Raw genomic sequence first — 10284 nt, 5'->3', positions numbered from 1 at the left:
CTTCAAGGCCGAGGACTTCACCGACTGGAGCAAGGTGCAGGAGGGCGTCGGCAAGGCCGTGGCGGCGGTCCGCGAGCGCCTGGCCGCCTACCCCACCCTGCTGCACAAGGTTGAGGAGCGCTTCGCCGAGCTGGACGAGCTATCCAAGAGCATCGGCGAGGACGACTGCAACGGCGTCGACGTGCTGGCGCACCTGATGTTCATCATCCTGCGGATCATCCCGCGGGTCTAGGACTTGCGCCGGGCGGCGGACATCACACCGGATTCGGAAGCGGCGGCCTGGATCGGGCTCAACCTGATCCCGGAGGTCGGGCCGGTGCGCTTCCGACAACTGGTCGAACGCCTGGGCAGCGCCCGCGAGGTGCTCAACGCACCCCAGGGCCGGCTGATCGGCGTCCACGGCATCGGCAACCACGTGGCGCGCTCGATTATCGAGCACCGCGGAGGATTGGCGGAGGCCGTGGCGGCGGACCTGGAGCGGATGAAGCGCTATCCGGACCTGGGACTGCTGCTCTACCCGGACGCTGACTATCCCCCGCCGCTCAAGGACCTCCACGACCCGCCGATGGTGCTCTACTGCCGGGGAAGCTGGACGGAGGAGGACCGCCGGGCCGTGGCCGTGGTCGGTACGCGGCGCACGACGGCCTACGGGCGCTCGATGGCGGCCAAGCTGGGCCGCGACCTGGCCCGGGCGGGCTTCACCGTGGTCTCGGGTTGCGCGGCGGGAATCGACCTCAACACCCAGCGCGGGGCCCTGGCCGCCGACGGCCGGGTCATCGGCGTACTGGGCAACGGCATCGATAAGGTTTTTCCCGCCGGCGCCCGCGACGTCTACGAGCTGATCGCCCAGCGGGGCGCCCTGCTGAGCGAGTTTCCCCTGGGCGTCGAGCCGCGGGCGGAGAATTTTCCGCGGCGCAACCGCATCATCGCCGCCCTGGGGCTGGCCACGGTGGTCGTCGAGGCCCCGGAACGCTCCGGGGCGCTGATCACCGCCAAGTACGCCGCCGAGCTGGGGCGCGAGGTGCTGGCCTGTCCGGGCAACGCCCTCTCGCCCTCGAACCGGGGCTCCCACGCCCTGCTCAAAGACGGCGCCGGCTTCTGCGAGGACTTCAACGACGTTCTCAACGCCTTGAACACGCCCTCGCAGGAGTGGCTGATCCGCGAAGGGCGCATCGAGGCCCCGCCGGAGCTCGCCGGCGACGAGGCCGTCGTCCACGAGCAACTGGCCCACGAACCCGTGCACCTGGACGAACTCAGCGAGAGCTGCGGTCTGGAGCGCGGCGCCCTGCTGCAAACCCTGCTGGCGCTGGAGTTCAAGGGGCTCTGCGAGCAGTTGCCGGGGATGTACTACCGCCGACCGTTTTAGCCGACGATACCTGATACCGTAGGACGGGGCACTGCACCCCCGTCCTACGGTTTATTGAATCCGCGACGGCCCGCAACGGTGCCGCGCTGCGGATTAGGCTCGCCGGCGCCGGCACGCTTGTTGCCCGGGTTCACCCGGCTGAAGCGCCGGGTGAACCCGGGCTGCAAGAAGCGTGACGGCGCAGGTGGATGCGCCCGGCGGCGTCACGGTTTTTGCGAAACCGGGGTCCGCTCTTCGCGGACCCCGGGCAAAAACCGCGCCACCGCCGGCGCGGTTGGCGGTTCGGCGGTCAATCCAGCTCGATGACGATGCCGGAGAGGTGTTCTTTCAGCGGGAAGAGGATCTCGGCCAGATGGGGGATGGGGCGGCTTTCCCGGTAGTTGCCCCAGGGCTCGGTGGGGCCGAAGAGTCCGGTATCGAGGTCACCGTCGCCGTCCTCGTCCTGGAAGACCATGATGCCGTAGCTGCCGGGTTCGATGTCGGTGAAGGTGAAGGCGAGCCGGCCGTTGACGGCGTCGGCGCTGTCGAGGATCAGCCCGGCGACGGGCTCTTTGTCCCAGGATAGGTCCTCGACGAGGGCCAGGTAGACGTCGCCGCTCTCGCCGACGTTGGTCACGGTGCCGCTGATGGTCAGCGCGGACGCCAGGGTGGTACTTAGCAGGATCGACAGGCAGACTTGCACGGGAGTGCGCATCTAGGCCTCCTCGGTGTTGGTAGCGGTTTCGGCGAGGACTTTATCCAGGGGTTCGACCATCTTGTCTTTGAGGATTTCCTTGAACCGGGGTTTGATGCCGGGCAGCTTGGCGAACAGGTACATTATAGACCGCTTGAGTCGCATTCCCAGCTTCTTCTGAGGGAAGTCGTAATAGCCGCGGCGTTTATAGGCCTTGTGGTCGGCCTGGAAGAGGAAGCGCAGCCCGCCCCAGATATCGTCGCGGAAGATCTTCATCCCTCCGACACCGAGGAAGGTTCGCGGTCGGACGTAACCGTGGGCGGCGTCGGCCAGCATCCGCCGGGCCAGGTCGTCGATGCGGGCGTCGAGTTCGACGGAGTCGGGTGCTTCGTCGGTGATGAAGTCGACGAGGTGGGCGCGTTGCAGCTCGACCCAGCCGCGGTAGACCTGGCGCATCTCGGGCAGTTGGCTCAAGGGTCCGGAGACGAGGAAGGCCAACTGCTTGCCCATCAGCACGGGGGTGTGGGTGTTGAAGAAGCTGCGATCGAAGAAGCGCCGCCAGCGCCAGGAGAGCTGGCGGGCCCTGACGGCGCCGGCGAAGACCAGCAGGTCGGCCCCCATGACCTTGTCACGGTAGAAGTCGATGAAGCCGTCCTTGCCGCTGTAGGCGCATTCGTAGTCGAAGCCGCAGTTGCAGCAACCCAGGCAGCCGCCCTTGATGTCGATGTCGCGGAGGTTGTAGAGCTCGACGCGATCGAAGTTGGCGGCCAGGCGGCCGAGCATGCGGGCCAGGTTGGAGTCCCGGTCGGCGTTATCGGTGAGGATGACCACCCGGCGGCCGTTGGTGGCTTTGGCGAGGGGTCCGGCGCCGGGTGAGTAGTCAAGCTGAACCGGCTCGACGAGCTTGTAGCGGGGAGTTACGGGGCGTTGAGCCTTGACGTCCTCGAGCAGCCGCCGGCCCCATATCTCCAGGCGTCGTCGCTCGGCGGGTTTGAGCAGGTCGGCGCTGTGGGCGGAGTAGTAGTCGAGGTAGCGCAGGCCGAGTTCGTCGCTGAGGGCGCGGAGGTAGTCGTGGGCCAGGTTGTCGAAGTAGTTGATAGAAGTAGTGATACTGGCGCAGTACTTGCCTTCGAGGGCCTGGCGGGCGCTGGGTGAATCGTACAGCAGCTCGAGGAAGCGTTTGTACTGGGAGCTGACGAGGAGGATGTAGAGCGGTGCCGACCAGAGGACGAGATCGGCCTCCTCTATCTGCTCGATAATATTATCGAGTTTAGCAGTATCGGCCTCCAGGGCCCGGGCTTGCTGGGCACTATTAACAACGTTAACCCGCCAGTCGGGCAGCCGCCTCTCCAGGTAGTAACTGTATCTTATCGTGGCACTTAGATCGCCCTTAGGGCTGCCGTTGAGGACCAGAATGTTCATCGGATACTCCTTCGCCAGGCTACAAGAACGCGGTTATCTTAACATCGTTATAGTTACTGCGAAAAGAAGAAGCCGTATCCCCTTGTCAAGGTGAGTCTTAGCCACCGGTGGGTTCGCAACTGCGGCCTCTCAGCTCGGGCCGTCGCAACCCTCGCGGTCCAACCGTCCGCCGCCGCCGGTGTAGAACTCCAGGAAAATGCGGCGCAACTGGTCGCGATCCAGCTCCTCGGCCAGCTCCAAGCGGCCCGAGATCAGCAGCGAGCAGAAGCCGTGGAGCATCACCCAACCCATCAGCGCCCCGTAACTCGGCTCGAAGGGCATCTCCCCGGCCGCGGCCATCCGCTCCAGGGCGTTGCTCGCCGTATAGTAAGTGTGGTACATCACCGGCAGCTCGTCCTCGCCGGGCAGACCGCCCTCGAGCTCCTCGAACAGCAGCTTGTACAATTGCGGGTGGTCCTCGGCGAACTCCAGGTAGCGCCGCCCCAGCTCGTGCAGGGTCTCGTGGGGCCCCAGCGCGGGCGGGATGGCGCCGATGCGCGCGTTGAGCTTGCGCGCCCCCCGCAGTTTGAGCTGGAACAGCAGCTCGCCCTTGGAGTCGAAGTAGCCGTAGATGGCCGTGGCGGTTACGCCGACCCGCTTGGCCAGGCGGCGCATGTTGAGGGCCGCCACGCCGCCCTCGGCGACGACCTTCTCGGCCTCGGCCAGCAGCCGCTCGCGCAGCTCGGGGTTGGGTGGGCGGGTCATGGCGGCCTTCCTTAACGGCGTTCATTCACGGCGGTCATCTCGTTGCTGTCCGGGGGTAAATATAACAGCGTTAAGTTCAACTATCAAGGGCGCGCCTGGTCAGATCTTGCTCAATTACCGAACGGCTGTTCGGCGGAGCCGTTATCTGCAGCTCTGTCAGCAGGTTATGCGCTTGGCATCATCACCCCATAAAAATAACGCCGTTAGTCGTGTATCCTGATGATAATTGGCATGATATCCCTCAGCGCACCCGGCCTGCTGCTAGGAATAGCCGAACAAGTGTTCGGATGAGCTAAAAGACGATCTGCATACCGGATAATGTAGCGTCATGTTCCAGTGGTTAACGATACGTTTTATCTAGCGGCGGATATCGTGGCTTATCCGGCGAAGGGTCCCGCGAAAGGAAGACGATCATGGAGGAACGAGAGGCGCAACGGAAAGCCGTCGACGGGCTGAGCGAGCGACGAACCGACGACTACGTCTTCAGCGGCCGCCGCGGATCAGGGTTGGGGACGAGTTGATATTGGTGTAGGAGAACGGCGGGGCCTGGGGACCCCGCCGTCGAGGTTTAACGGCTTGCGGGCGGTCGTAGGCCCCGCCCCAGGGGACGGACGGATCAGCGATCAACGACCAGCCGGCGGCTGAGCACCGCGCCTTGCGTTTCCAACCGCAGCAGGTAGACGCCCGACGCTTCCCCGGCGCAGTCCCAACTCACTTCGTTGCGTCCGGCGGGCAGCTCTCCCTCGCTCAGCGTTGTCACCCGGCGCCCGGCCAGGTCATAGACGCTCAGGCTGACGCGCTGGGCCTGCGGCAGCGTAAAGGCGACGCTGACACTGTTAGCCGCCGGGTTGGGATACGGTTCAGCCAAAGTCAGACGGTGCGTCTCTTCGGGTACGACGACGGCCGCCGTCGGCCCGAATCTTTTTACACAGCCTGCGCTATCCGTTGTTTCGAGCCAATAAACGTAGCTCCCGCCGGGCTCGACGCCCCGATCCAGCCAGCGGCTGGTCGCACCGGGCAGCGAGCCGCTGACGGCGACGGGATTCTCTTCCCCGCGCAGGACGCGGACATCGGCGGGCACGTCGCCGCTGACCGTCCAACCGAGCAGGACACCTTCATCCTCGGGCGTAGCCGCCAGCTCGACGCCGTCGATACCGACATCCTCCGGCACGTAGAAGCTCCAGGTCTCGCTGGACCAGGTTTCTTCATAACCGTCGGTGGCAACGACCTTCCAGTGATAGATGGTCTCCGGATCAAGCTCGGCGTCGCTGAACTGGTACTCGGAGTCGGTCAGGCCGCTGAGCTCCTCGTGGGGATCGAAGTCGGACTCGGTCGAGTACCAGAGGTCGTAGCTGACGATGGGATAGTCCGGGGCATCCTCCCAGTCGCACAGGGGATAATCGTCCACGGTAGCGCCGTCACTGGGAGACAGCAGCGAGAAGGCGGGAGGAGCTGCATTATACCAACTGTACTTGAGTCTGTCGTTGGTGTCGTCGTAGTACGAGATATGCGGGTTGCCGCTGGAATCCAGCGCCAGGGAGGTGTACAGGTTTACAACACCAGTCGAATCCACCGTCTCGATCTCCCAGCTAGTGCCGTTCCAGGCGGCGTACTTGAGGTCGCCTTCTCCCTGGTACGAGATATGCGGGTTGCCGCTGTCATCCAGCGCCAGGGAGGTATCGTGGCCGACCCAACCGACCGAGTCCACCGTCTCGATCTGCCAGCTCGCGCCGTTCCAGGCGGCGTACTTGAGGTCGTAGTTGTCGTAATCGTAGTACGAGATGCACGGGTTGCCGCTAAAATCCAGCGCCAGAGAGGTATAGTAGCCAACATCACCAGTCGAATCCACCGTCTCGAGCTCCCAGCTGGCACCGTTCCAATACGCGTACTTGAGGTCTTCGTTGGTGGCGTCGTAGTACGAGATATGCGGGTTGCCGCCGGCATCCAGCGCCAGAGAGGTGAACCAGCCGACACTACCACCCGAATCCACCGTTTCGATGTGCCAGTCATCGGCGGTTGCGGGTGCGACTAAGGCCAAGGCCAAAACGAGTAACAGCATCCGTTTCATTTTCCGCTCCCTTTGAAGTCGTCTGAGGTTTGAAGTAAGTTAGTGCAATCAACATACACAGAGCAATAATTGTTAAAGATGATAATATTTGTCAAGAAGACAAAGACGGGCCTGACGGCCCGTCCCGGTTTTCATCGAACGCCCAGGATCCGACTCAGTCCGGGATGTCGTAGCGCTTGATCTTCTCGCGCAGGGTCTTGCGGTCGATGCCCAGGACCTTGGCGCTCTGGGTCTTGTTGCCGCCGTGGGCCTCGAGGACGCGACGGATATGCTCGGCCTCGATCTCGGCCAGGGAGCGGTCGAGACCGGCGCCGCCGGCGCAGTAGCGCATGTAGTCGGGCATGTCGCTGACGTCGATCATCGTCCGACTCTGCTCGCCGCCCTCGCTCATCACCAGCAGGCGCTGGATGAGGTTCTCCAGCTCGCGGACGTTGCCGGGCCAGGCGTAGCTGGTCAGGACGTCGAGGGCCTTGTCGGTGAACAGGGGCAGGGGGCGGTCGAGCTCCTCGGCGTAGCGGGCGGCGAAGTGCCGGGCCAGCAGCAGGACGTCGTCGCCGCGCTCGCGTAACGGCGGCAGATCGATGGCGACGACGTTCAAGCGGTAGTAGAGGTCCTCGCGGAAGGCGCCGCGGTCGACCAGGCGGCGCAGATTCTTGTTGGTGGCGGCCAGGACGCGGATGTCGATGCTGCGGCGGTTGGTCGAGCCGACCATGGCCACCTCGCGCTCCTGGAGGACTCGCAACAGCTTGATCTGCATGGCGGGGCTGGTCTCCGAGATCTCGTCGAGGAAGATGGTGCCGCCCTCGGCGGTCTGGAAGAAGCCGGCCCGGGTCTCGCCGGCCCCGGTGAAGGCACCCTTGACGTAACCGAAGAGCTCGCTTTCCAGCAGGCCCTCGGGGATGCCGCCGCAGTTGACGGGAACGAAGGGGGCCTTGGCCCGCGGGGAGTGGTAGTGGACGGCCCGGGCGACGAGTTCCTTGCCGGTGCCGGATTCGCCGCTGATCAGCACGGTGGCGTTGGTGCCGGCGGACTTGTCGATGGCACGAAAGACCTCGCGCATCGCCGCGCTCCCACCGATGATGCCGTAGCTGGAGGGCTCCTCGCTGCGGCGCACGGCGCGACGCAGGCGCAGCTTCTCCAGGGCGCGCTCGACGGCGGCGAACAGCTCCTCGTCGGTGAAGGGCTTGGCCAGGTACTCCTCGGCCCCGGTCTTGACGGCCTCGACGGCGCCCTCGACGGTGGCGTAGCCGGTGATCATCATCACCTGGGTCCGGGGCAGGTTCTCGCGCACGTGGCGCACCAGGTCCATCCCGGACTCGCCGGGCATACGCAGGTCGGTGATCACCAGCTCGACGGCGGTCTGCTCGAGCAGGCGGACGGCCTCGCCGACGGAGCCGGCGGTGAAGCACTCGTAACCGGCGGCCTGCAGGGTGCGCTGCAGCAGGGTGCGGGTCTGGGGCGAGTCGTCGACGACGAGGAGGGTTTCCTTGTTCTCGCTCATGCGCGGTCACCTTCCGAAGCGTTGGGGGGGGCCACGTCGGAGCGCGGCAGGGCGACGGTGAAGGTCGAGCCGTGTCCGGGGGTCGATTGGACCTCGACGGAGCCGCCGTGGCCGGTGACGATGCCGTAGACCACGGGCAGACCGAGGCCGGTGCCCTCGCCGACGTCCTTGGTGGTGAAGAAGGGCAGGAAGATCTTGCTGCGGGTCTGGTCGTCCATGCCGACGCCGTTGTCGCTGACGCGGAGGTAGACGCGGGCGCCGTCGTGGTCGGTGGCGATGGTCAACCGACCCGGGCCGGCGCTGGTTTTGCGGGCGGCGACGGCCTGGATGGCGTTGACGACGAGGTTGACCAGCACCTGGTGGAGCTGGGAGGGGTCGGCGATGATCGGTGGCAGCTCGTCGTCCAGGCGGCGGACCAGCTCGATACCCTCCTTGGCGCAACGGGACTCGAGGAAGTACAGGCCGTGCTCGACGGTCTCGTTGAGGTCGACGGCGGTCTTGCGCGAGGGCATCTGGCGGCTGAAGAACAGCAGCTTCTTGACAATCTCCCGGGCGTGGAGGCTGCTCTTGATGATCAGCTCCAGATCCTCGGCGACCTCGCCGGGCAGCTCGGGCTGCTTGGCGGCCAACTGGGCGAAACCGAGGATCGAGGTCAGGGGCTCGTTGAGCTCGTGTGCCACCCCGGCGCCGAGCTGGCCGATGGTGGCCAGACGGTCGGCGTGGCGCAACTGCTCCTGCAGGCGTCGGCGCTCGCGCTCGGCGTGGCGGCGGTCGAGGATCAGCGAGATCTGCTGGGCGATGCCCTCGATCAGGCTGCGCTCCTCCTCCAGGAACAGCGTGGCCTCGAGGTACTGCTCACCGCCGGAGTAGATGATCTCGACGAAGCCCCGCTTGCGGCCGCCGACGTCGATCTCGGCGCGCAGAGCGGCGCCGCGGCCGTCGAAATCCGGGCTGGTGTAAGTCTCGTCGTCCAGGACCAGACGGGCCGAGGCCAGCTCCGGGTACTGCCAGGCCGGGGGCATCAGCTCGACGATCCCCTGGAGCAGCTCGTCGAGTTCGATCCCGGGCCGCTGGACCAGTTTGGCGATGCCGTAGAGGCAGGTCAGCTCCTTGATGCGCTCACGCAGGGCGTGCTGGGCCCGGCGATCGGCCACGGCGACGCCCAGGGTCTCGGCCAGGCCCTCGTAGAACTCGATCTCCCGACGGCTGAGGAAACGCTCCCGGCGGCTCTTGAGGACCAGCAGGCCGGTGTTGGTCTCGTCGAGGTGGAAGGCGATCAGCGCCAGGGATGCGTAGCCCCCGGTCAAACGCTCCAGCTCGGCGGAACCGGCATCCTCGAACAGGGGCGGACAGCAGACCTCGTCCGTCAGGCCCGGCAGCCAGAAGCTGCCGCCACCGGTGACGTTGGCCGCGGCGTGGTCGAGCTCGTCGAGGATGACGGCGGCGCAGAGGCGCTCGTAAAGGCTCTCGTCATCGCGGCAGGGCAGGTTGCGACCCGCGCGGACGATGCCGGGCAGGCGCTCGCAGTCCAGGGCCTCGCCGTCGTCGCGGACGGCGCTCCAGCGATAGCGCAGCTCGCCGTCGGTCATCCGCAGCTCGAGGGCGTCGGCGGTGGAGAACTCGAGGATCATCCGCGAGACCTCGCGCAGAAAATCGGCGCGCGGGGTGCCGCGGTTGGCGTAGCGCAGGATGCGCCGCGAGAGGGAGCAGAAATCGACGGCCAGCTTGACCGCGGTCTCGCGGATACGCTCCAGATCGGCGGGGGTGCGTCTCATGGGTCGGGTTCTCCGGCTGTCATCCACCGGGGATTGTAACCCAGCCGGGTCGGCTAGTCCAGGGAAATCGGGGAGTATTTCCCCGGATTGTGCATTCATTAACGAATGACGACCCAACGGGCCGACCTACCAGTCCCGGAGACCCGCCGGACGGCGCTAGGGTGGGGTTCGCCGTTAACGAGCAACCGGCGGGGCTTTGCAAGCTCCGCCGGTCACGATTAGTTGGTAACGGCCCGGTGGGTCCGTTATCCAGCAGGCGTTCCCGGAAATCGGCTTCCCGTCGTCTCGGGGTTAACGGTTGATGACGAAGCGCAGCGTCCGGCTCGCCTCCTCGCCGGCGAGCCGGGCGAGGTAAACCCCCCGGGGATAGTCCCCGACGTCGAGGAGCAGCGTATGCCGACCGGGGTTCGACTCCAGGGTCTGGGTAGAGAGACGGCGCCCCGAGAGCTCGTAGATGGTCAGCGTGACGAGTTCGAGCTCCGCCGGGATCTCGTACTCCAGGGCGACGACGTCGGCGGCCGGGCTGGGATAGGGCTCGTACAGCGTCAGACCCCGCGCCGTACCGGGCATCACCACGGGTTCCGTGGGGCCGTAGAGCTCGGTGAGACCGTAATCCCCCGTTACCTCCAGCCGGTAAACATAAACCCCGCCGCTTTCGACCTCCCGATCCAGCCAACTGCCGCGGCGGCCGCAAAGATCGCCGGAGACGGGGACGGGGTCCTCGGCGCCGCGCAG

The 10284-nt window shown here is 65.8% G+C and carries 8 protein-coding genes; 1 reads left to right on the top strand and 7 read right to left on the bottom strand.

The features are described from left to right. Positions 1–316 precede the first annotated feature (316 nt). The gene (gene dprA, locus GF399_10825; GenBank protein ID MBD3400807.1) at positions 317–1366 is read left to right on the top strand and encodes a DNA-protecting protein DprA; all 1050 of its coding nucleotides are present in this window, start codon (positions 317–319) and stop codon (positions 1364–1366) included. Between the two features lie 289 nt (positions 1367–1655). Here the strand turns inward: dprA and GF399_10820 are convergent, their stop codons facing one another. The 7 genes from GF399_10820 to GF399_10790 all read right to left on the bottom strand — a co-directional run. Continuing rightward, on the bottom strand, positions 1656–2060 hold the full coding sequence (locus GF399_10820; protein MBD3400806.1) for a DUF2141 domain-containing protein: 405 nt from the start codon (positions 2058–2060) through the stop codon (positions 1656–1658). Further along, positions 2061–3461, bottom strand: a complete 1401-nt coding sequence (locus GF399_10815; GenBank protein ID MBD3400805.1) for a hypothetical protein — start codon at positions 3459–3461, stop codon at positions 2061–2063. It lies immediately after the preceding gene. 129 nt (positions 3462–3590) lie between these two features. Then, positions 3591–4205: a TetR family transcriptional regulator gene (locus tag GF399_10810; GenBank protein ID MBD3400804.1), complete on the bottom strand. Its 615-nt coding sequence runs from the start codon at positions 4203–4205 to the stop codon at positions 3591–3593. A gap of 616 nt (positions 4206–4821) precedes the next feature. Then, positions 4822–6273, bottom strand: a complete 1452-nt coding sequence (locus GF399_10805) for a T9SS type A sorting domain-containing protein (protein MBD3400803.1) — start codon at positions 6271–6273, stop codon at positions 4822–4824. A gap of 154 nt (positions 6274–6427) precedes the next feature. After that, complete coding sequence (locus tag GF399_10800; GenBank protein MBD3400802.1) at positions 6428–7774, bottom strand: response regulator; 1347 nt, start codon at positions 7772–7774, stop codon at positions 6428–6430. Further along, positions 7771–9549 carry a hypothetical protein gene (locus GF399_10795; GenBank protein MBD3400801.1) on the bottom strand — a complete coding sequence of 593 codons (1779 nt, stop codon included), beginning with the start codon at positions 9547–9549 and terminating at the stop codon, positions 7771–7773. The genes GF399_10800 and GF399_10795 overlap by 4 nt, the downstream gene beginning before the upstream one ends. A gap of 291 nt (positions 9550–9840) precedes the next feature. Then, positions 9841–10284: T9SS type A sorting domain-containing protein (locus GF399_10790; GenBank protein ID MBD3400800.1), on the bottom strand; the 444-nt coding region annotated here is incomplete at its 5' end.

This window comes from Candidatus Coatesbacteria bacterium, assembly GCA_014728225.1.
Classification (GTDB): domain Bacteria; phylum RBG-13-66-14; class RBG-13-66-14; order RBG-13-66-14; family RBG-13-66-14; genus WJLX01.
This window is presented reverse-complemented; position numbering and strand designations above follow the sequence as displayed.